Annotated in this window: 24 protein-coding genes and 1 tRNA gene; 15 read left to right on the top strand and 10 right to left on the bottom strand. The window is 59.6% G+C overall.

Annotated features, from left to right (window positions below; translation table 11 throughout):
- Nucleotides 1-158: 158 nt before the first annotated feature.
- The 4 genes from IB234_RS19420 (at nucleotide 159) to IB234_RS19405 (ending at nucleotide 3,212) form a co-directional block, all read left to right on the top strand.
- Nucleotides 159-491, top strand: a complete 333-nt coding sequence (locus IB234_RS19420) for a hypothetical protein (protein WP_192320996.1) — start codon at nucleotides 159-161, stop codon at nucleotides 489-491.
- A gap of 179 nt (nucleotides 492-670) precedes the next feature.
- The gene (locus tag IB234_RS19415; protein ID WP_192320994.1) at nucleotides 671-1,744 is read left to right on the top strand and encodes a DUF4034 domain-containing protein; all 1,074 of its coding nucleotides are present in this window, start codon (nucleotides 671-673) and stop codon (nucleotides 1,742-1,744) included.
- Between the two features lie 253 nt (nucleotides 1,745-1,997).
- The gene (locus IB234_RS19410) at nucleotides 1,998-2,294 is read left to right on the top strand and encodes a hypothetical protein (protein WP_192320992.1); all 297 of its coding nucleotides are present in this window, start codon (nucleotides 1,998-2,000) and stop codon (nucleotides 2,292-2,294) included.
- Between the two features lie 84 nt (nucleotides 2,295-2,378).
- Complete coding sequence (locus tag IB234_RS19405; RefSeq protein ID WP_192320990.1) at nucleotides 2,379-3,212, top strand: YegJ family protein; 834 nt, start codon at nucleotides 2,379-2,381, stop codon at nucleotides 3,210-3,212.
- A gap of 109 nt (nucleotides 3,213-3,321) precedes the next feature.
- On the opposite strand, the gene IB234_RS19400 is transcribed toward IB234_RS19405, so the two are convergent.
- Nucleotides 3,322-3,588 (bottom strand): DNA-binding protein, encoded by a 267-nt coding sequence (locus IB234_RS19400; protein WP_192320987.1) that lies wholly within the window; start codon nucleotides 3,586-3,588, stop codon nucleotides 3,322-3,324.
- 119 nt (nucleotides 3,589-3,707) lie between these two features.
- Here IB234_RS19400 and IB234_RS19395 point away from each other — a divergent pair, with 119 nt between their 5' ends.
- From IB234_RS19395 to IB234_RS19360, 8 genes are read left to right on the top strand one after another with little or no spacing between them, the layout of a single operon-like run.
- Complete coding sequence (locus IB234_RS19395; protein ID WP_192320985.1) at nucleotides 3,708-3,923, top strand: DNA-binding protein; 216 nt, start codon at nucleotides 3,708-3,710, stop codon at nucleotides 3,921-3,923.
- A gap of 28 nt (nucleotides 3,924-3,951) precedes the next feature.
- On the top strand, nucleotides 3,952-4,161 hold the full coding sequence (locus IB234_RS19390; protein WP_192320983.1) for a hypothetical protein: 210 nt from the start codon (nucleotides 3,952-3,954) through the stop codon (nucleotides 4,159-4,161).
- The gene (locus tag IB234_RS19385; RefSeq protein ID WP_192320981.1) at nucleotides 4,154-4,543 is read left to right on the top strand and encodes a hypothetical protein; all 390 of its coding nucleotides are present in this window, start codon (nucleotides 4,154-4,156) and stop codon (nucleotides 4,541-4,543) included. The genes IB234_RS19390 and IB234_RS19385 overlap by 8 nt, the downstream gene beginning before the upstream one ends.
- Nucleotides 4,544-4,555: 12 nt before the next feature.
- Nucleotides 4,556-4,927: a hypothetical protein gene (locus IB234_RS19380; RefSeq protein WP_192320979.1), complete on the top strand. Its 372-nt coding sequence runs from the start codon at nucleotides 4,556-4,558 to the stop codon at nucleotides 4,925-4,927.
- 5 nt (nucleotides 4,928-4,932) lie between these two features.
- Entirely contained in the window at nucleotides 4,933-6,210 is a 1,278-nt protein-coding gene (locus IB234_RS19375) for a hypothetical protein (RefSeq protein ID WP_192320976.1), read from the top strand.
- Nucleotides 6,211-7,224, top strand: a complete 1,014-nt coding sequence (locus IB234_RS19370) for a tyrosine-type recombinase/integrase (RefSeq protein ID WP_192320974.1) — start codon at nucleotides 6,211-6,213, stop codon at nucleotides 7,222-7,224.
- Between the two features lie 34 nt (nucleotides 7,225-7,258).
- Entirely contained in the window at nucleotides 7,259-7,501 is a 243-nt protein-coding gene (locus tag IB234_RS19365; protein WP_192320972.1) for a type II toxin-antitoxin system Phd/YefM family antitoxin, read from the top strand.
- On the top strand, nucleotides 7,498-7,761 hold the full coding sequence (locus IB234_RS19360) for a Txe/YoeB family addiction module toxin (RefSeq protein WP_192320970.1): 264 nt from the start codon (nucleotides 7,498-7,500) through the stop codon (nucleotides 7,759-7,761). Before IB234_RS19365 ends, IB234_RS19360 begins: the two co-directional genes overlap by 4 nt.
- A 91-nt stretch (nucleotides 7,762-7,852) precedes the next feature.
- Here IB234_RS19360 and IB234_RS19355 read toward each other — a convergent pair.
- Nucleotides 7,853-7,942, bottom strand: a tRNA-Ser gene (locus tag IB234_RS19355).
- 420 nt (nucleotides 7,943-8,362) lie between these two features.
- Between IB234_RS19355 and IB234_RS19350 the strand changes: the two genes are divergently transcribed.
- The gene (locus IB234_RS19350) at nucleotides 8,363-9,052 is read left to right on the top strand and encodes a crotonase/enoyl-CoA hydratase family protein (RefSeq protein WP_192320967.1); all 690 of its coding nucleotides are present in this window, start codon (nucleotides 8,363-8,365) and stop codon (nucleotides 9,050-9,052) included.
- Nucleotides 9,053-9,139: 87 nt separating this feature from the next.
- On the opposite strand, the gene IB234_RS19345 is transcribed toward IB234_RS19350, so the two are convergent.
- Nucleotides 9,140-9,622 carry a GAF domain-containing protein gene (locus tag IB234_RS19345; RefSeq protein WP_192320965.1) on the bottom strand — a complete coding sequence of 161 codons (483 nt, stop codon included), beginning with the start codon at nucleotides 9,620-9,622 and terminating at the stop codon, nucleotides 9,140-9,142.
- Complete coding sequence (locus IB234_RS19340) at nucleotides 9,619-10,509, bottom strand: ATP-binding protein (protein ID WP_192320963.1); 891 nt, start codon at nucleotides 10,507-10,509, stop codon at nucleotides 9,619-9,621. The genes IB234_RS19345 and IB234_RS19340 overlap by 4 nt, the downstream gene beginning before the upstream one ends.
- Before the next feature lie 90 nt (nucleotides 10,510-10,599).
- Here IB234_RS19340 and IB234_RS19335 point away from each other — a divergent pair, with 90 nt between their 5' ends.
- Nucleotides 10,600-12,918 (top strand): response regulator, encoded by a 2,319-nt coding sequence (locus IB234_RS19335; protein WP_192320961.1) that lies wholly within the window; start codon nucleotides 10,600-10,602, stop codon nucleotides 12,916-12,918.
- On the opposite strand, the gene IB234_RS19330 is transcribed toward IB234_RS19335, so the two are convergent.
- From IB234_RS19330 to msrB, 3 genes are all read right to left on the bottom strand, one after another.
- A complete protein-coding gene (locus tag IB234_RS19330) occupies nucleotides 12,902-13,369 on the bottom strand; it encodes a MarR family winged helix-turn-helix transcriptional regulator (protein ID WP_192320959.1) in 468 nt (155 codons plus the stop codon). The two genes, IB234_RS19335 and IB234_RS19330, sit on opposite strands and share 17 nt — an antisense overlap.
- Complete coding sequence (locus IB234_RS19325) at nucleotides 13,366-13,851, bottom strand: glutathione peroxidase (RefSeq protein ID WP_192320958.1); 486 nt, start codon at nucleotides 13,849-13,851, stop codon at nucleotides 13,366-13,368. The genes IB234_RS19330 and IB234_RS19325 overlap by 4 nt, the downstream gene beginning before the upstream one ends.
- Before the next feature lie 104 nt (nucleotides 13,852-13,955).
- Nucleotides 13,956-14,348, bottom strand: coding sequence for a peptide-methionine (R)-S-oxide reductase MsrB (gene msrB / locus IB234_RS19320; protein WP_192320955.1), 393 nt, complete (start codon nucleotides 14,346-14,348; stop codon nucleotides 13,956-13,958).
- 171 nt (nucleotides 14,349-14,519) lie between these two features.
- Here msrB and IB234_RS19315 point away from each other — a divergent pair, with 171 nt between their 5' ends.
- Complete coding sequence (locus tag IB234_RS19315; RefSeq protein WP_192320953.1) at nucleotides 14,520-15,731, top strand: pyridoxal phosphate-dependent aminotransferase; 1,212 nt, start codon at nucleotides 14,520-14,522, stop codon at nucleotides 15,729-15,731.
- 45 nt (nucleotides 15,732-15,776) lie between these two features.
- Here IB234_RS19315 and IB234_RS19310 read toward each other — a convergent pair whose 3' ends face one another.
- Genes IB234_RS19310 through IB234_RS19300 form a run of 3 tightly spaced genes read right to left on the bottom strand, consistent with a single transcriptional unit; the run spans nucleotide 15,777 to nucleotide 18,670 of the window.
- On the bottom strand, nucleotides 15,777-16,853 hold the full coding sequence (locus IB234_RS19310; RefSeq protein ID WP_192320951.1) for a polyamine ABC transporter substrate-binding protein: 1,077 nt from the start codon (nucleotides 16,851-16,853) through the stop codon (nucleotides 15,777-15,779).
- Between the two features lie 54 nt (nucleotides 16,854-16,907).
- A complete protein-coding gene (locus tag IB234_RS19305) occupies nucleotides 16,908-17,249 on the bottom strand; it encodes a cupin domain-containing protein (RefSeq protein WP_192320949.1) in 342 nt (113 codons plus the stop codon).
- A 14-nt stretch (nucleotides 17,250-17,263) separates the two neighbouring features.
- A complete protein-coding gene (locus tag IB234_RS19300; protein ID WP_192320947.1) occupies nucleotides 17,264-18,670 on the bottom strand; it encodes an NAD(P)/FAD-dependent oxidoreductase in 1,407 nt (468 codons plus the stop codon).
- Between the last annotated feature and the right edge of the window lie 17 nt (nucleotides 18,671-18,687).

Genomic DNA, 18,687 nt, shown 5'->3' with positions numbered 1-18,687 from the left:
GAAGAGCAGTCTGCTAATTTCGACAAAACCTGCTTGAACCCGCGCGAATACACACCGGAGCGCTGCTAACAATGCGCTCAACTGACGCTCACTTCGTTCGCTGGACGTCCAAAAGCTGCGCTTTTGGCCGCCCGTTAGCTTAATCGTTAGGTGCAGAAATGAATCCAAGCGACTTTGATGTTGAGCTAAAGGATCTTTATGAAAGGTCTGTAGGTCAGCTCATGACAGATTATTTTGATGCCTCTGCCTTTGATGCTTTCCATGAATATCTATGCGAGAAGGCGGAGCTTATAAAGTCAGAGCACGTTGTCTCCAAGCAATTACTTCATTACTTGCTTTCGGCTCAACAGGTCATCGAGAGCAGAGCTGAGTATCTGCCGGCGGTAAAGCAAAATATCCACCTCGCCATAGAGTTCGCTATGCTTTTGGGGTTAATTGCCATAAGTGAAGGCCGCAATGATAGAGCGCCTAGCGTACCAAGAGTCATCTAAGTGAGCACCTAACAATGCGCTCAACTATCGCTCACTCCGTTCGCTGGACAGTCAAAAGCTACGCTTTTGCCTGCCCGTTAGCTTAATCGTTAGGCAACAAATAGTCTATTTCCGTCGTTGAGACGCCTAAGAAGAGTAGGATTATCTAGTAGGAAAATCTTGTAGAGGAACATCAGAACATGTTCAGCAAATCAGCATTCCTCATCGCGTTCATCTCGATCTGCACCTCGACGCAGGCGCAGGTTGGTATCTCAGCACCACCCGTTTCGAGTCCTGCATTGGCGATATGCACAAACTTGGAACTGCAAAAGCAGGTCCCTTGCCCGGACTCTGCACTCTTCTTCCATGAGGGAAAAGCTCTCGTTCAAAGGGCATTTAATGAGAGACAGTTCGCCACCCTGGACACTCTCTATGATCAATGGTGCTCCGGCAAGGATCGCTTTCCTGATGGAAGATGGAAGCTGTCTCAATACGAAGCAGCACTTCATGAGAACTTCGACGCTTGGAATACGTGGAGCAGGGATCTGGATGCCATCAAGTCATGGAAAAGCGTTTCCCCAAATTCGGCGGCAGCCATCTTCAGCGAAGCAGTCTATTGGCGCGCTTACGCATGGAAAGCAAGGGGCGCGGACTACGCCTCGACAGTATCCAAAGAAGGCTGGGAACTATTTTACGAACGTCTCAGCAAAGCTGAGTCAGCTCTAGCTTCGTCAAACATTTCTACTGGATGTGCAGCCCCCTATGCCTTGAGATTGAGCGTCTTGACTGAGCTCGGCGCCCAAGAAGAACGTCTGGCTTCTCTTTACGAGGAGGCCTCGCGCAAGCATCCTGAGTATCACGGCATCTACTTTGCGATGGCTATGCACTACGAACCGCAGTGGGGAGGAAGCGCAGCAAAGTACGAGAGCTTTGCCAATAAGGCCGCGGAGCAGACGAAAGCGTTTGAGGGCATGGGCATGTATGCCCGCCTCTATTGGCTTGTGGATTACCACCAAGGAATTCCATTCACCAATGATCCTCGACAAGCTCCTTCGTGGAAAAAGCTCAAGCTCGGCTACGACGATCTTGTTCGCCTCTATCCCTCCAGCATCCATAACATAGGCAAGTATGCGGGAGTGGCATGCCGAACTCCTGATAGTGATCTATACCGAAAGCTTCGAACCAAAATCGCCGGATATGAACAGTCCGCGCAAATGGTTGATCCCGTCGATGTATGCGACCGTCGCCACCAATGGGGCACTTCGAAAGAATAGAAAGCAGTGACCTGCAACGTTGCCTAATCCTTCCATCGAGAGGACGCTTTCCGGCCTGCGGCCTCCAAGCGCCTCTCATGTCAAACGTTAGGCGTCTGGGTGCACCAAGCGCCGGAGTTCTTTCAAAGGTCTCAACCAAATGCTTTGTCAAACGTGCAACAAAAAAGAGGCTCTAGTCCACATATCCGGCGCTTCAGGGCCAACTGAGAGTTTTTGTCGAGCCTGTGCAGATACCTACTACATCAGCAACAGCATGAATTCCGCTCGCAACCTAATCCAACTCTCAAATTTTTATCGCGCAAAGCTGTATGACGAACTAGAACTCAAGCATCCCGAAGCGTTCGACAACAGCGACGACGAAGCATGCCTCCGTGGCACCGAAGTAATGTGCCTCTTTCTAAAAGAGCGTCTTACGGAAGACAACATTGAGCTCAACGAAGATGGCTTCGATATGTTGTGCCAAGACTTTTTCGGCTCACATCTCTTTTATGAGCGCGTCGAGAAGTTGAAAGCAAGGGGGGCCGGTGACAAAGCAGAAGGCTCTCTTTGAAACAGACGCCTAACCCTTCCATCGAGATGACCAGTCCCGGCAAGCCGGGCACGGCCTCTCATGTCAAACGTTAGAGGGCACGAAATGGCAGATGGAGTTTTTGAATTCGATTCCGAAGATCAGCGAATTCAGTTCGCCATCGAAGAAGCTCAAAGCACTCTGAAGGCTTTCTTTGATGCATATTTGAATCCAAAGCCTAACCAAGAGGCGTTCTTGCTCAAAGTTCAGTTCGAGATCGACGGCGAAATTGAGCACATCTGGATGGCAGATATTGACCCCTCTGCTTTCCCGCTTCATGGCACCATCGCTAATGAGCCTGAGCTTCCTGGCCTTAGCTTCATGCAACGGGTCACCTTCCATCCATCACAGGTCACAGATTGGATGTACGTTGAAGATGGCTTTCTTGTAGGCGGCTATACAACTCAGGTTATTAGGTCTGGCCTTACCCCAGACGAGAGGGCTGAATATGATGCTGAGGCCCCCTATAAATTCAGGGGCTACCCCCCTAACAATCGACTCTCTCCCAAAACACACCACTCGGAACATCAGAGTGTGGTGTGGATAGAGTCCATTACAGCATTCAAGGCAAACGCCTTCGGCGCAGCCTTAACTCCAACGTTAGGCCTAAAAATGCTCAGCAAGCTTGAGGATGGGATTTTAGTTCTTTGTGAGGGCGAGCCTTTTACACTTGCGCTAGCTAGAGTATCTCTAAGTACATGGCTCGAAACCAAGTTCACAGACAAACAGGTCAAGCAAGCTGCACTAAGACTATCCCGACTGAAATTAGCCAAATGGCACTATTACGAAAAAGGAAAGTACAAGGTGAGCTACCGGCTAAAGGCAGGTTCTGACAGAGTTACTCTCAAAGCAACCATAAATGGTGAAGAGTATCTCTCTCAAGTCCGAGAATTAGCCTAACAAGTTGTCGACTGGCGCGGCTGTCTTGCTGCTTTGCACGCTCGTCACTGTCCTTGCTCCTTTCTGCTCCTTCGAGAAAACCACCTTCCTGCGGCTTCCTAGGTGATCGCTATCCCGCGTTTTGATTGGGCAAGTTTGAATTGGCCTGGTCGTATTCCGGGCTTGTCTGTCCTATCTCCGGCGCGGTTTTGCCACTAGCCAGCCACAAAGCGTACTGAGGGAAAACCTCAACCAGCACGTCAATCTCTTCGGTGCTGACACGTACGGCTCCCTTGCTCACGCTCTTCCAGCGTTCGTAGTCGCCTGCGTAAGTGCTGGCCTTCTTGGGGCCGAGTTTCTTGATCAGTAGGCGCGCCCTATCAGCAGCCGTGCTCATATTAAAAATAATTCCAGAGAAAATATTGCTCCGAAACGGAATGCAGGGTAATAATTCACCTAGAGCAAATATTTCCCTAACCGTATACGGCTAATGCCACGAATAGTGACGGAACGAGCATGGAACTGGAAGAGCTAGACCCCGCCCAGCTGCAGGCCCAACAGCGCGACCTCGAAACTATAGAGGGCTGGGCTGAACGCAACGGAATTGCCTACGGAGTCGCCCGCGCCTGGGCGATGAAGGCCGTTATCCCCACTCTGAAAGTCGGCAAGCGCCGCATGGTGAACAGCGCTCTGTTCCGTTCGTGGCTGCTGGAACAGGAGTGGACTGCATGAACCACCAAGCCAACAGGGAGTACACCGCATGAGCCAAGCCAATCTCGACATCTGCAGCATCAGCACCTTCGCCAGCATGTGCGGTGCCTCCGTTAACGATGTGATCGCCTGGATGAACAACGGCACGATCCCGAGCGTGAAGGTCTCCGACTTCCGCATGATCAACCTGGCCAAGATCAAAGCGGACCTCGACGCCGGTAAGAGCAGCTTCAACGAGGGGGACTACGACGATGAGTAGCCAACCCTTCGCCCTGGATATCGCCACCGCCCTGACCTTCATTGGCCAGACCGTTCTCGCTGAACAAAAGTGGGAACAGGAACCGGAATCCTACTGGCACTGCGTGCACATAATCGGCGTCGTTCTGCCTGTGCCGGGGGTCTGCTCTGACGCCTATTTCATGGTCGTCAACGTGGCCCATGAGAAGCCCTTCCCCAGCGAAATGTTCTTTGCAGATATCCGCACCATTCGGGCGATACGGCACCGCGACCGGCAGAGTTCCGGCAACGTACTGGGCCGTATGACCCGACCTATCCCCGTGAGGTCAGGGGCCGCGCTCCCGGCTCGTCGTGACGGTATTCCCGTCGCGATGAACGGAAGCACGGGCGCAGCGCACCCTTGACCCTGCACAGCCATGAACAGCCTCTGCCGGGGAGTGTGGGGTAGCTTCACCACCCCACGCTCCCGAGCCCTCGGCGGCAAGAGCGGGATGACAAGGGCAGCGCCCTTGGTCTTCTTCCCTCTGTCCCTCGCCGATCTCTCTCGCCTGCTCCTGCTGCTGGCCATCCTCGCGCTCTGGCGAGGCTGCACCTATGGCCTGCCTCCCGGCCCGCCCCCTCTGCTGTTCTTCGCTCTGGATCACTCCTGCAGCGACTGCCCGCGCGATGACTTCCGCGACCTGATAACAAGCGACCCGCGACGATGGTGGCCCAGGGATCCGGCTGGGGTGGTCAGGCCGTCAGATAACACCTACTACAGCGTTTCAGTACGTACCAATTTGGAGTGAGAAAAATGGCTGTTAAAGACCTTTTGCGAGTCGATCAGAACTTTGCAGAAAGCCCGGCCGGGCGGCTGTTCTTCGACAGCCACACCGTCACGTTCACTGACCTGTCGAACGTCCGCCTGCTGCGTTGCGGCGTCGATACGGTGCGTCAGCTGTATCAGGGCCTGATCCGCCCGGAAATCATGGCCCTGTTCGAGAAGCTAGGGACCATGGTCGATTTCGCCGGCCAGCGCTGGCACACAGGGCGAGTCGGCCGCGACTCGGGCTACCAGTACAAGCTGCAGAATGCTGACCTGGGCTTCGTGCTGCTGGTGAAGAACTTCAACGCCAAGCTCGACGCCATCGGCCCGCACCTGAAAATCGAGGTGTCCCCCCATGCGGTGGACGCCCTGAGTCCGCAGCGCCTGCAGGAGCGCCTGGACTACTACGCCCAGGAGCTGATGACCAACGTCGAGGTCAACCAGTGTGCCGTGCACCTGGCGCTAGACCTGCAGGGCTGGAAGCCGCCGGTTGATCTGGTGGCACGGATGCACTGCCGAGCGAGGACGCACCGTGACATTTCGGGGATCAACCAGATCGAATGGGCGACCAAGTCCAGCGTCTACGGCCGCGGCGAAACGTCGATGTTCGGTTCGGCTGGAGGCATTCAGCTGTGTATCTACAACAAGACCGAGCAGGCCAAGGCCACGGACAAGCTGGACTACTGGGAAGGCGTTTGGCGTCGTCGGGACAGCTTCGATGAAGGCGACCCTGACAACTACAACCCCGCCCAGGATGTATGGCGTGTGGAGCTGCGCTATCACCACTCGATCATCCAGCAGTTCGCCAGCGGCTCGATGGACCTGCAGTCCGGCGCCGTGATCGATACCAGCTCGTTTGCCGCCTTCGCCGGCCACCTAGACGGCCTGTGGCGCTATGGGCTGACCCAGTTCCGCCTGCAGGCTCGACCGGGCCGCTATGAGCCTATCTGGACGCTGCTGCGCCAGGATGTGCGCGTCGATATCGCCGCGGACTCCCTGTTGGAAGAGACCGACTACAAGCGCCACTACAAGACCGCTCGGGGCTTCTCGGGAAAGAACGTGGAGCTGTTCCTAGGAAACTTCGTAAGCCTGCTGGCACGGGAGCGAGTGGGCGCAAAAAAGGCCTTTGACCGGCTGCAAACCTGGGAATGCTGGCCGGTCATCCGCGATCACTACGCCGCCAAGGACATGACCGAGTACGACATCTACAAGCACATCAAGGATCTGCTGGAGGAACGTCATATCCGCTGGGGACGGGCCGTCTAGATGGCAATCGAGCAACTGCCGGACGGCCGCTGGCGGGTGGATGTAGAGCCGATCAAGGGCAAGCGCTTCCGCAAGACGCTCAAGACTAAGGGCGAAGCTCAGCGCTTCGAGGCGACCTGCAGGGCCAAGGTCATCGATACCCCGGATTGGGCGCCCAAGCCCAAGGACAAACGCCAGCTATCCGAGCTGGTTAAGCTGTGGTTTGACCTGCATGGCACCTCCCTTTCGGATGGCATCAGGCGCAAGGCCATTCTCGACGAAGCTGCAGCCGCTCTCGGTGATCCCAAGGCCATCGGTGTAGACGGTGCGGTGATCGCTGCAATTCGCGCTTCCTGGCTGGCTGCAGGTGTGTCGGCCAAGACCACGAATAACCGACTCGGCTACCTCAAGGCGGTCTACAACAACCTGCATGCCCTGGGCGTCATCGACTACCCCCGCCCCTTCGCCAGGCTCAAGCCGGTCAAGCTGCAGGAGCGTCCGCTGTCTTACCTGTCGCTGGAACAGATCGGTGAAGCACTCAAGGCCCTGGATGATCGCGCCGACACGTCACCACATCCGCCGATGATCGCGCGTATCTGTCTGGCCACCGGGGCACGTTGGGGAGAGGCTCAGGCTTTAACCCCTGAAAGGATCGGCTCGGGGGTTATAACCTTCGCCAACACCAAGTCGAAGCGGGTTCGGTCGGTGCCAATCTCGGCCGATCTGGCCAAGCGCCTGCGGGATCACTGGCGGCAACACGGCCCGTTCACCCGGTGCATGCTGACCTTCAGCCGAGTGCTCGAAACCACATCGATTCGTTTACCTGCAGGCCAGGCCACCCATGTGCTGCGGCATACCTTCGCGAGCCACTTTGTCATGCGAGGTGGGAACATCCTGGTACTGCAGAAAATCCTGGGGCACTCGTCGCTAACGATGACGCTGCGCTATGCACACCTCGCCCCGGATCACCTGCAGGAAGCGCTGCTACTCAATCCACTCTCCGACGAAGGTGCATTAACACAACGTACGAATTAGCGTACGCTCTGCGCATTACCTAGGAGATACCTCCATGCAAATACTCACCGCAAGCGAAGCTCGCACCAACCTCTATCGACTCATGGATCAGTCGGCCGAGTCGCATCAGCCGATCATGATCTCCGGCAAGCGGACCAATTCCGTGCTGGTGTCGGCCGAGGATTGGGAGGCCATCCAAGAGACTCTGTATCTGCTGTCTGTTCCTGGCATGCGCGAGTCAATCAAGGAAGGCATGGCCGAGCCCATCGACGAGTGCTCTAAGGAACTGGATTGGTGATTTGGCAACTCGTCTACACGAAACAAGCTCAGAAAGATGCACAGAAGCTCGCCGCGGCGGGCTTAAAGGATAAGGCGAAGGCTCTGCTGGCAGTGATTCAGGAAAACCCCTTCCAGAATCCTCCGCCCTACGAGAAGTTGGTCGGCGACCTGTTCGGCGCTTACTCCCGGCGCATCAACATCCAACATCGGTTGGTGTATCAGGTGCTGCAGGAAGAACAGGTGGTGAAGGTGCTTAGGCTCTGGTCGCACTACGAATAACGCAGATTTCGACGAATCTTCGACAGTTCGTAGCCCAGAAAAGCAAAAGCCCAGAAAACTCTTATGTTTTCAGGGCCTTAGCATTGGGGTCTGGCGGTGAAGGAGGGATTCGAACCCTCGATACGGTTTCCCGTATACACACTTTCCAGGCGTGCTCCTTCAACCGCTCGGACACTTCACCGGATCTCGCCGTACCAGTCTGGTCCGTCGAGGCGCGCTAATGTAGCCGAACTCTTTTCCGAATGCAAAATTTTTTTGTCGATTCATACGCTTATGCGGAACAACGAGTTTTTCGGCTACCGCCGACGCTCCTACTATCGTGGCACAGGAATGCAACGAGGCCCGAACGATAGGGCGGAAACAGGTGCCGGCCGGCACCATCTAGCTAAGTACAAGAGTATGAGAAGCACGCTACTTCGCTAGGCTTCGGAGGTGTTGCCAATGTAGATAGCGGCTTGAGCGAGCTCGGCAAGAGTACCGATAACATTCCGCCCGCTCCTACAAAGAGGTGACTCTTCAGTCAGTCAAACCGCTTTACCCTTGGCCACGCGCTGGGTAACGTCGGCGCCACCTTCCGCAATCCAGGACTAGGATTTCCGCCATGAGCGACCTGATCAGCTACCAACTCGAAGACGGCATAGCCACCCTGACCCTCAATAACGGCAAGGTGAACGCCATCTCCCCGGATATGATCTCCGCCTTCAACGCCGCACTGGATCAGGCCGTGCAAGATCGTGCCGTGGTGATCATCACCGGCCAGCCAGGCATTCTTTCCGGTGGCTATGACCTGAAGGTGATGACCTCCAGCCCCCAGAATGCTGTCGCATTGGTAACCGCTGGCTCCACCCTGGCCCATCGCATGCTCAGCCATCCCTACCCGATCATCGTTGCCTGCCCCGGCCATGCCATCGCCAAAGGCGCCTTCATTCTGCTTTCCGCCGACTACCGCATCGGCGTGGAAGGCCCGTTCAACATCGGTTTGAACGAAGTGCAGATCGGCATGACCATGCATCACGCAGGTATCGAACTGGCGCGTGATCGTCTGCGCAAGGCTGCTTTCCATCGTTCGGTCATCAATGGCGAGATTTTCGATCCGCTGGGCGCGGTGGATGCTGGCTTCCTCGACAAGGTTGTACCGGTCGAGCAGCTGCAAGCCACAGCTCTAGCCGCCGCGCAACAGCTGAAGAAGATCAACATGACCGCGCACAAGAACACCAAGCTCAAGGTGCGCAAAGCGCTGCTGGAAACGCTGGAGAAGGCCATCGAGCTCGACCAGCAGCATCTGGGCTAAGCATCGACCGGGCACTCCCTCCCCCGGGGTGCCCCGTTTTGCCGATGCGCCTGGGGCAATCCGCCCTCGGATCAGAGCCTGCTTCGATCAACAGTCGGTCAGGCGAAGGAAAATCTCCACCAGGCGCTCGATTCCAATCTGGTCTTCCGCCCGAAAACGCGCCAGCTGCGGGCTATCGAGATCGAGCACACCGACCAGCCGCCCGTCCTTCACCAACGGCACAACCAGTTCACTGTTAGAAGCGCTGTCGCAGGCGATGTGCCCTGGGAAGGCATGCACGTCCTCGATGCACTGGGTCTGCCGGCTGCTTGCCGCCGCACCACACACGCCGCGGCCGAATGGAATGCGTACGCACGCTACCTTGCCCTGGAACGGCCCCAGTATCAGCTCCTCACCCTTGTTCAGGTAAAAGCCAGCCCAATTCAGCTCAGTGACCTCACTGAAGAGAAAGGCGGAGAATTGAGCCGCGTTGGCAATGAAGTCACGCTCATCAGCGAGAAGTGACTCCAGCTGCGCCGCCAGTAGCTCGTACCCTTCTCGTCCTTGACCCACCTGCTGCAGATCGATCACGGAGCCACCTCCAGCAGCTGTTGGCCGACCCAGCTGCGAGCGAACTGGTAGGCACAACGGCCATTGCGATTGCCGCGCCCCAGCGCCCAGCGAATAGCCAGAATCTCCAAGTCGTGGTTCCACTGCCATTGCAGCCCGGCCTGTTGTGCCAGCACACCGATCCAGTGCCGGACCACCGCAAGGAAATGCTCTTGAGTGAATGGGTAGAAAGAAATCCACAGTCCGAAACGGTCAGACAAGGCAATCTTGTCCTCAACCGCCTCGTTGGGATGCAGTTCGCCGTCGACCATCTGCCAGTGTTCATTGTCGCTCTCCTTCTCCGGCACCAAGTGGCGACGGTTGGAGGTGGCATACAGCAGCACATTGTCCGGCGCTCGCTCCAAGGAGCCGTCCAGCACGCTCTTGAGCACCCGGTAGTCGCCTTCGCCCGACTCGAACGACAGGTCATCACAGAACAGCACGAAGCGCTGCGGCAGCCCGGCGAGAGCCTCCACCACCCTGGGAAGGTCGGCCAGGTGGTCGCGCTCGATCTCGATCAGGCGCAGGCCTCTATCGGCATGTTCGGCCAGCAGCGCGCGCACCAGCGAGGACTTGCCGGTTCCGCGCGCCCCCCAGAGCAGCGCATGGTTGGCTGGCAGGCCATTGACGAATTGCTGGGTATTGCGCGCCAACTGCGCACATTGGGCATCCACCCCGACCAGATCGGACAACTGTAGGTCCAGACTGACCCGAAGCGGCTGCAGGTAGCCGCTTCGCCCCTCGCGCTGCCAACGAGCGGCAATTACCTTGCCCCAATCCAAGTCCACCCGCGTAGCGGGCAACAGGGGTTCAAGACGTTCCAGCACCGAGTCAGCGCGCTGCAGAAAACTGTTCAAGCGAGAATCCACGACTTACTCCTCATATCCGCCACTGCCGATCATCCGGCGCTATGGGCTATGCTAGGCAAGGCCAGAATCAAGGACTCAGCTGCCACACCGATGGATATTTCTCTGACCCATCGCCTGTCGTACAAACAGGCCAGATTGACGGTGCTGGTGGCCTTCATCCTGGGTACTCTGCTGAGCCTGATCCAGGTCGGTCTGGATTATGCCAGCGAAGACGCCTCCATCGACCGGGAAATCCAATCTCTATTGGAAATCAGCCACAACCCGGCAGCACGTATCTCCTACAACATCGACGCCGAACTGGCCCAGGAGCTGGTCCTCGGCTTGCTGCGCTCACCGGCAGTGATGCGCGCAGAGATCATCGATAACAGCGGCCTGGTGCTGGCCTCGGTGGACCGCCCGCCGGTACAGAGTCGCTACCGGGTATTCAGCGACTTCATGTTCGGTGAGCGGCGCCAGTTCGAGGACCCGCTCTTCGTCAGCCACGCCCCCGAAGAATCCCTCGGCATACTACGCCTGGAAGTCGACACCTACGCCTTCGGCAGCCACTTTCTGCGCCGGGCCCTGCTGACGATGCTCACCGGTTTCGCCCGCAGCCTGATGCTGTCGCTGATCCTGCTGGTGCTGTTCTACGCCATGCTGACCAAGCCGCTGGTGGGCGTCATCCGCGCCCTCAGCGATCGTGATCCGCGCCGTGACTTCTCGCCTGTGCCGTGCCCGCCGGGTCACGAACGGGACGAGGTCGGCACCCTGGTGGCGGTGACCAACCAGCAACTGGCCAACACCCACCAGGAGATCAGCCAGAGGCGCGAGGCCGAGGACCGTCTGACCCAGTACCTGTCCGAACTGGAAAATATCGTCTCGGCACGTACCGCCGAGCTGAAGGCAACCAACGCCCGACTCACGCATTCCAACCAGGAGCTGGAGCATGCGCGCAGTACGGCCCTGGAGATGGCCCAGGCCCGCGCCGCCTTCCTGGCCAACATGAGCCACGAGATACGAACCCCGCTCAACGGGCTGCTGGGCATGCTCGCGCTGTCGCTGGACGGCCCGCTGGGCAGCGAGCAGCGCCAGCAGCTGTCGATCGCCCATGACTCGGGCAAGGTCCTGGTGGATCTGCTCAACGACATACTCGACCTGTCCAAGTTCGAGGCCGGCCAGCTCGAGCTGGAACGGATCCCCTTCGACCTCGGCTCGCTGGTAGAGGAAACCGCCAGCCTGCTGTCGCAGAACACCGCCCCGCAGGTGGAGCTTACCTGCCTGATCGACCCGAGGCTGCCGGCGCTGGTGCTCGGCGACCCGACCCGAGTCCGGCAGATCGTCAGCAACCTGCTCTCCAACGCTCTCAAGTTCACCCGTTTCGGCCGCGTCGACCTGCGCGTTTCGCCCACACCTGGCGGCGTGCAGATACAGGTCAGCGACACAGGCATAGGCATTCCCGAAGAGGCGCAAGCCCGCATCTTCCAGCCCTTCATTCAGGCTGGTGCCGGCATCACCCGACAGTTCGGCGGTACCGGGCTCGGTCTCGCTCTGACCCGGCGCCTGTGCGAGGCCATGGACGGGCAGTTGGAGTTGAGCTCGCAGGAAGGCTTCGGCAGCCAGTTCAGCGCCACCCTGCCACTGCCGACCCACGCGCCGGCAAGTCGCCTGCCACCACTACCTGGGCGTATCGCCGCCATATGCCAGGCCGGCAGCGGCCTGGCGGAGCTGCTGGACAACTGGTTGCCGAACTGGGGACTCGACTATCAGCGACTGGACGAGGGCACCCCACCACAGGATCAACAGCTAGACCTGCTGATCTGCGCCAACCCCGAGCATCTGCTCCAGCTGCGCCAGCGCTTTTCCAGGCCGATGCTGCTGGTGTCGGCCTACGGCACCTTCATCGCCAGTGAGCAGGCAGCCAACCTGGTACCGTTCGAACAACTGGCTCGCCCCCTCTCCCGCACCGCTTTGCACCAGACCCTGCAGCGCCTGCTAACCCCCCATCTGACCACCAGCACCGAACCCGCGGACAAACCGGCGCCCCGCACACATCAGGCCCGCGTGCTGCTGGTGGAGGACAATCAGGTCAATCAGATGGTTGCCAAAGGCATGCTGACCAAGCTGGGCTGCGAAGTGGCGGTGACCGCTCACGGCGGCGAAGCCATTGCCTATCTGGAGAAACATACGGTCGAGTTGGTGCTAATGGACTGCAACATGCCGGTGATGGATGGCTACGAGGCGACCCGACGCATCCGCCAGCGCGAACAGTGGGCAGATCTGCCGATCATCGCCCTGACCGCCAATGCCCTGCCCGACGAGCGCGAGCGTTGCCAGGCCGCGGGCATGAACGACTACCTGGCCAAGCCCTTCCGCCGCGAGGACCTGGCCGCCCTGCTGGACAACTGGCTGCCGCTCACGACCGTGCGGTAACCAGCGCCAACAGCTGCCCGAGACTCTGGCGTAACCCCTCCAGCTCGTTCATGTCGACTCCGCTTTCGCACAGCAGTTGGTTCTTCAGCGGCAGCACCTTGCCCTTCAATGCCAACCCTTCAGCGGTGAGCGCCAGATGCAGCTCGCGCTCGTCGGCGCTGGAGCGACGGCGCTGCACCAACCCCAACTGTTCCAAACGCTTGAGCAGCGGTGTGAGGGTGCCGGAATCGAGCATCAGCCGGTCGCCCAACGCCTTGACCGTCGGCTGCTCCGGCGGCACCGCCTGCCACTCCCACAGCACCAGCATGGCCAGATACTGCGGGTAAGTCAGGCCAAGCGCGTCGAGCATCGGCTTGTAGCCACGAATGACCGCCCGAGAGGCGGCGTAGAGCTTGAAGCACAGCTGGTTGTCCAGCAGCAGCGGCGCCTCGATGTCGTGCGAGGCATTCATCTCAGCAGTGCTTCGATCTCGGCTGTCAGCTCTTCCGGCTTGGTGGTAGGGGCGAAGCGCTTGACCTCAGCACCGTCGGCGCTGATCAGGAATTTGGTGAAGTTCCACTTGATGCCCTGGCTGCCAAGCAGGCCCGGGGCGCGCTTCTTCAGCTGGACGAAGAGTGGGTGGGCGTCGCTGCCATTGACATCGATCTTCTTGAACAGAGGAAAGCTCACGCCGAAGTTCAGCTCACAGAACTCACTGATAGCGCCCTCGTCGCCCGGCTCCTGCTTGCCGAACTGGTTGCAGGGGAAGCCCAGCACCACCAGACCTTTGTCCTTGTACTGCTGCCAGACACTCTCCAGGCCTTTGTACTGCGGGGTGAAGCCGCATTTGCTGGCGGTGTTGACCACCAGTACGGCCTTGCCGCCGAAGTCGGCCAGGGTCTTCTGCTCGCCCTTGATGGTGGTGACAGGAATATCGAGAAGCTTGCTGCTCATGGCCTGAGGCTCCGTGCACGTTGAGGTGGGGCGAATATAGCGAGCAATTTAATTGCACACAATCAATTATCAAGGAGATGGGCTCGCCAGTTGGCGAGCCCGCCTTATCTGGGCTCCAGCTTGAGCGACACCGAGTTGATGCAGTAGCGCAGCCCAGTCGGCCGCGGACCATCCGGGAAGACGTGACCCAGATGAGCATCACACTTGGCGCACTTCACCTCGATACGGTGCATGCCGTGGCTGAAATCCTCCTTTTCGGCAATCACACCATCACCCAGGGGCTGGAAATAGCTCGGCCAGCCGCTACCGGAGTCGTACTTGGCATCCGAGTCGAACAGTGCCTCGCCGCAACAGGCACAGTGATAGATGCCGGGCACCTTGCTGTCATGGTACTCGCCGGTGAAGGCACGTTCGGTACCTCCTAGCCGACAGACGTGGAACTGGGCGTCGGAAAGCTCGTCGCGCCAGGCTTCCAGGGGTTTATCGATCTTTTCCATGGTGCACACCTCAGGGGCAGAAAAAAGCCCGACCTGTACCTTTTCCGGGCATCGGGCCGCACGTATCATGCGTCCCTCCTTGGACGCCAGTCTTTATGCCGTATAACGGTATGCAAGGACGAATTTTCCCTGCGCCGCCAGCGGCATCTTCATATCGGGACACACAGCATCATGCAGGTCAGCAAATCGAACAAGCTCGCCAACGTCTGCTACGACATCCGCGGGCCGGTGCTCAAGCACGCCAAACGCCTGGAAGAGGAAGGTCAACGCATCCTCAAGCTGAACATCGGCAACCCTGCACCGTTCGGTTTCGAGGCCCCTGAGGAAATCCTCCAGGACGTGATCCGCAACCTGCCGACCGCGCAGGGCTACAGCGACTCCAAAGGCCTGTTCAGCGCACGCAAGGCGGTGATGCAGTACTACCAGCAGAAGCAGGTGGAAGGTGTCGGTATCGAGGATATCTACCTCGGCAACGGTGTGTCCGAGCTGATCGTGATGGCCATGCAGGCCCTGCTCAACAACGGTGACGAGGTATTGATCCCGGCGCCCGACTACCCTCTGTGGACTGCAGCCGTGGCCCTCGCCGGCGGCAAACCAGTGCATTACCTGTGCGACGAGCAGGCCGGCTGGTTCCCCGATCTGGCCGACATGAAGGCCAAGATCAGCAGCAACACCAAGGCCATCGTGCTGATCAACCCTAACAACCCGACCGGTGCCGTGTACTCCAAGGAAGTACTGGAAGGCATCGTCGAGCTCGCGCGCCAGCACAATCTGGTGCTGTTCTCCGACGAGATCTACGACAAGATTCTCTATGACGAAGCCCAGCACATCTCCACCGCCTCCCTGGCACCGGACGTGCTCTGCCTGACCTTCAACGGCCTGTCCAAGAGCTACCGTGTGGCCGGGTTCCGCTCCGGCTGGGTCGCCATCTCCGGGCCGAAACACCGAGCACAGAGCTACATCGAGGGCCTGGATATCCTGGCCAACATGCGTCTGTGCGCCAACGTGCCGAGCCAGCACGCGATCCAGACCGCGCTAGGTGGCTACCAGAGCATCAATGACTTGGTCCTGCCGCAAGGTCGCCTGCTGGAACAGCGCAACCGTGCCTGGGAGCTGCTCAACGATATCCCCGGCGTCAGCTGCGTCAAGCCGATGGGCGCGCTCTACGCCTTCCCGAAGATCGACCCGAAGGTCTGCCCGATCCACAACGACGAGAAATTCGTCCTCGACCTGCTGCTCTCCGAGAAGCTGCTGATCGTCCAGGGCACCGCCTTCAACTGGCCATGGCCGGATCACTTCCGCGTGGTCACCCTGCCCCGCGTCGACGATCTGGAGCAGGCCATCAGCCGCATCGGCAACTTCCTCAAGACCTACCGTCAGTAGCGATTAGCCCCGGAGCAGGTATCACCTGCCCGGGGCGCTGTATCGTCAGGTGCCGCTCTTCACCTTGCTCCAGATGCGCGTGCGCACCCGGTCGATCTTCAGCGGCATGGCTTCCAGCGCATACAGCTTGGTCATTACCTCCTCGGGGGGGTAGACCTTGTTGTCCGCCCGCAGCGCTGGATCGACCAAGGCATCCGCCTTCTGGTTGCCGTTGGCGTAATGCACGTAGCCGCTGATGGAGGCCGCTACCTCCGGCTGCAACAGGTAGTTCAGGAAGGCATAGCCGGCCTCTTCGTTCGGCGCATCGACTGGCATGGTTGCCATATCGAACCACATGGGCGCCCCCTCCTTCGGAATCACGTACTCGATCTTCACCCCGTTGCCGGCTTCGCTGGCGCGGCTGGCGGCCTGCATGATGTCGCCGGAAAAGCCTACGGCCAAGCAGATGTCGCCATTGGCCAGCTCACCGACGTACTTGGAAGAATGGAAATAGCGAACGTTCTTGCGCATCTCCATCAGCAGCGCCTCGGCCTGCTTGTAGTCGTCGAGGTTCTGGCTATGGTGCGGCAGGCCCAGCTGGTGCAAGGCAATCGGCAGCATCTCCGGACCGTTATCGAGGATAGCCACGCCACACTGGGCCAGCTTGGCCATGTTCTCGGGCTTGAAGATCAGATCCCAGGAATCCACAGTCACACCTTCGCCGAGCACAGCCTTGACCTTGTCGACGTTGTAGCCAATGCCGGTGGTGCCCCACAGGTAGGGGAAGCCATGCTGGTTGCCCGGGTCGTTAGTCTCCAGCGCCTTCATCAGCACCGGGTTGAGGTTGCTCCAGCCAGGCAGCTTGCTACGGTCGAGCTGCTTCAGCGCACCGCCCTGGATCTGCCGGGCCATGAAGTGGTTGGAGGGGAACACCACGTCATAGCCGGAGCGACCGGCCATCAGCTTGGCGTCCAGGGTCTCGTTGCTGTCGTAGACGTCGTAGTGGGCCTTCTGGCCGCTGGCCTTCTCGAAGTTCTTCAGGGTGTCCGGGGCGATATAGTCGGTCCAGTTGTAGATGCGCACGCCCTCGGCGGCCTGACTGACGGACGCCACGAGCATCAGCGGGAGGAGTTTCTTGAGCATGGGTATACCTCGTTGATTGTTCTTGTTAGGCAGTGACTCAGGGGGCTGTGCCGATCAATGGATCAGCACGAAGGTCTTGCGTACGGTTTCTTGTATGTCCCACACGCCGGTGGTGTTGGCCGGCATCATCAGCGCGTCGCCGGCACGGATCTCGATCGGCTCGCCGCCGTCCGGGGTGAAGGTGCAGCGCCCGGCGATGAAATGGCAGAACTCCTGCTGGACGATCTGCCGACGCCAGCGGCCGGGGCTGCATTCCCACACACCGGCCTCGACACCATCGGTGCGTTCGATGCTATGGGTACGGGTTACCGCGTGCGGCTCGCCCAGCGGCACCGTCACTGGATGGACCTCGTCCAGGGCCAGCTCGGTGGTGTTCTTGAAGTGATCGATGCTCATCGGATTCTCCGCTGTCATTTCATGAAGCCTTCCATAAAGCCCGCCACACCCTGTGCCAGCCGGCGGCGCCAGGGCGCGCTGGCGGGTTCGGCCAGCACCCGGTCCTCATGCACGAAGCTGCGGATGATGGCGTTGTAACCAAGCCAGCGCAGGGGTTCCGGCTCCCAGCCGGGAAGACGCTCCAGGCCAGAGTCGCTGTACACCCATGGCTGGCGGGTCAGTTCGTTGTCCTGGCCGAGGATCAGTGCCGCAAGCGTACGACCGCCCAGGTTGCTGGCGCCCACGCCCTCGCCGCCGTAGCCGCCGGACAGAGCGATGCCGTTGCGCACGTCGCGCAGCATGTGCGGGTGGAAACGCCGGGCCATGCCTAGGTTGCCGCCCCAGGCGTGGGTCAGGCGCACATTGCGCAGTTGTGGGAACAGCTCGCCGAACAGGTAGCGACGCAGCTCGCGCTCGCCCTCGGTCAGATTGAAATCGCTGCGCAGCCGGCCACCGAAGCGATAGCCGCCGCGGGCGCCGAATACCAGGCGATCATCGGCGCTGCGCTGGCCATAGGTGACCTGGCGGCTGGCCTCGCTGAAGGCCTGGCCACGCTCCAGGCCGATCTCGGCCCAGGTGGCAGCTGGCAATGGCTCGGTGGCTACCAGCAGGCTCTGTACCGGCAACTGATGCCGGCCCAGCGGTGGCAGGCTGGCGGCATAGCCCTCGACAGCCGGCACCACCCAGTCGGCCTGCACACTGCCATTGGCGGTACGGACCACCCCACGCTCCCAGCCTGTCACCCGACTCTGCTCGTACAGTTCGACCCCCATGGCCTCGATGCAACGCGCCAGCCCGCGTGCCAGCTTGGCCGGCTGAATGGTGGCGCAGTGCGGGCTGTAGAGCGCGCCATAGGGGTTGGCTACGCGCAGCTGCTCAGCCAGTTCGCCCGGCTCCAGCCAGCGGTAGTCGTCCTCCCCCAGGCCGAGGCTACGCAGGTGCTGCAGATGCTCCTGCAAGCCGCTCAACTGCTCGGGATAGCGCGCGGAGCAATAGAGCACACCGCCCTTGCGCAGATCACAGGCGATACCCTCACGCTCGGTGACACTCGCCACTTCATCAGGAATCCCGTGCAGCAGGTCGAAGGCCGCGCGCCGTGGCTCGGCCGGCAGGCCGGCGAGCAGGCGATCCTCGCCAAGGATATTGCCCATCAGCCAGCCGCCGTTGCGCCCGGAAGCGCCGAAGCCGGCCGTTTCGGCCTCGAGAATGGCAATGCGCAGATGCGGCGCCTGGCGCTTGAGATAGTAGGCCGTCCACAGGCCGGTATAGCCGGCGCCGACGATCACCACGTCGGCACGCAGGTCGGCCTGCAGGCTCGGCCGCGGCGTCAGCGGCTCGTCGAGCTGGTCCATCCACAGGCTGATAGTGCGCCACGCGCTCATCGGGGTCTCCGTCATCA

The organism is Pseudomonas sp. PDM16, from assembly GCF_014851865.1.
Lineage (GTDB): Bacteria > Pseudomonadota > Gammaproteobacteria > Pseudomonadales > Pseudomonadaceae > Aquipseudomonas.
The sequence above is the reverse complement of the archived record's forward strand: the minus strand, read 5'-3'. Positions and strand labels throughout refer to the sequence as shown.

Bases quoted from the DNA above. Each gene is read 5' to 3' on its own strand.
- IB234_RS19365 (WP_192320972.1), top strand. From the start codon at position 7,259: ATGCAAATACTCACCGCAAGCGAAGCTCGCACCAACCTCTATCGACTC.
- IB234_RS19380 (WP_192320979.1), top strand. From the start codon at position 4,556: ATGAACAGCCTCTGCCGGGGAGTGTGGGGTAGCTTCACCACCCCACGC.
- IB234_RS19315 (WP_192320953.1), top strand. From the start codon at position 14,520: ATGCAGGTCAGCAAATCGAACAAGCTCGCCAACGTCTGCTACGACATC.
- IB234_RS19415 (WP_192320994.1), top strand. From the start codon at position 671: ATGTTCAGCAAATCAGCATTCCTCATCGCGTTCATCTCGATCTGCACC.
- IB234_RS19375 (WP_192320976.1), top strand. From the start codon at position 4,933: ATGGCTGTTAAAGACCTTTTGCGAGTCGATCAGAACTTTGCAGAAAGC.
- IB234_RS19305 (WP_192320949.1), bottom strand. From the start codon at position 17,249: ATGAGCATCGATCACTTCAAGAACACCACCGAGCTGGCCCTGGACGAG.
- IB234_RS19410 (WP_192320992.1), top strand. From the start codon at position 1,998: ATGAATTCCGCTCGCAACCTAATCCAACTCTCAAATTTTTATCGCGCA.
- IB234_RS19370 (WP_192320974.1), top strand. From the start codon at position 6,211: ATGGCAATCGAGCAACTGCCGGACGGCCGCTGGCGGGTGGATGTAGAG.
- IB234_RS19385 (WP_192320981.1), top strand. From the start codon at position 4,154: ATGAGTAGCCAACCCTTCGCCCTGGATATCGCCACCGCCCTGACCTTC.
- IB234_RS19330 (WP_192320959.1), bottom strand. From the start codon at position 13,369: ATGAATGCCTCGCACGACATCGAGGCGCCGCTGCTGCTGGACAACCAG.
- IB234_RS19400 (WP_192320987.1), bottom strand. From the start codon at position 3,588: ATGAGCACGGCTGCTGATAGGGCGCGCCTACTGATCAAGAAACTCGGC.
- IB234_RS19395 (WP_192320985.1), top strand. From the start codon at position 3,708: ATGGAACTGGAAGAGCTAGACCCCGCCCAGCTGCAGGCCCAACAGCGC.
- IB234_RS19350 (WP_192320967.1), top strand. From the start codon at position 8,363: ATGAGCGACCTGATCAGCTACCAACTCGAAGACGGCATAGCCACCCTG.
- IB234_RS19325 (WP_192320958.1), bottom strand. From the start codon at position 13,851: ATGAGCAGCAAGCTTCTCGATATTCCTGTCACCACCATCAAGGGCGAG.
- IB234_RS19405 (WP_192320990.1), top strand. From the start codon at position 2,379: ATGGCAGATGGAGTTTTTGAATTCGATTCCGAAGATCAGCGAATTCAG.
- msrB (WP_192320955.1), bottom strand. From the start codon at position 14,348: ATGGAAAAGATCGATAAACCCCTGGAAGCCTGGCGCGACGAGCTTTCC.
- IB234_RS19300 (WP_192320947.1), bottom strand. From the start codon at position 18,670: ATGAGCGCGTGGCGCACTATCAGCCTGTGGATGGACCAGCTCGACGAG.
- IB234_RS19390 (WP_192320983.1), top strand. From the start codon at position 3,952: ATGAGCCAAGCCAATCTCGACATCTGCAGCATCAGCACCTTCGCCAGC.
- IB234_RS19335 (WP_192320961.1), top strand. From the start codon at position 10,600: ATGGATATTTCTCTGACCCATCGCCTGTCGTACAAACAGGCCAGATTG.
- IB234_RS19420 (WP_192320996.1), top strand. From the start codon at position 159: ATGAATCCAAGCGACTTTGATGTTGAGCTAAAGGATCTTTATGAAAGG.
- IB234_RS19310 (WP_192320951.1), bottom strand. From the start codon at position 16,853: ATGCTCAAGAAACTCCTCCCGCTGATGCTCGTGGCGTCCGTCAGTCAG.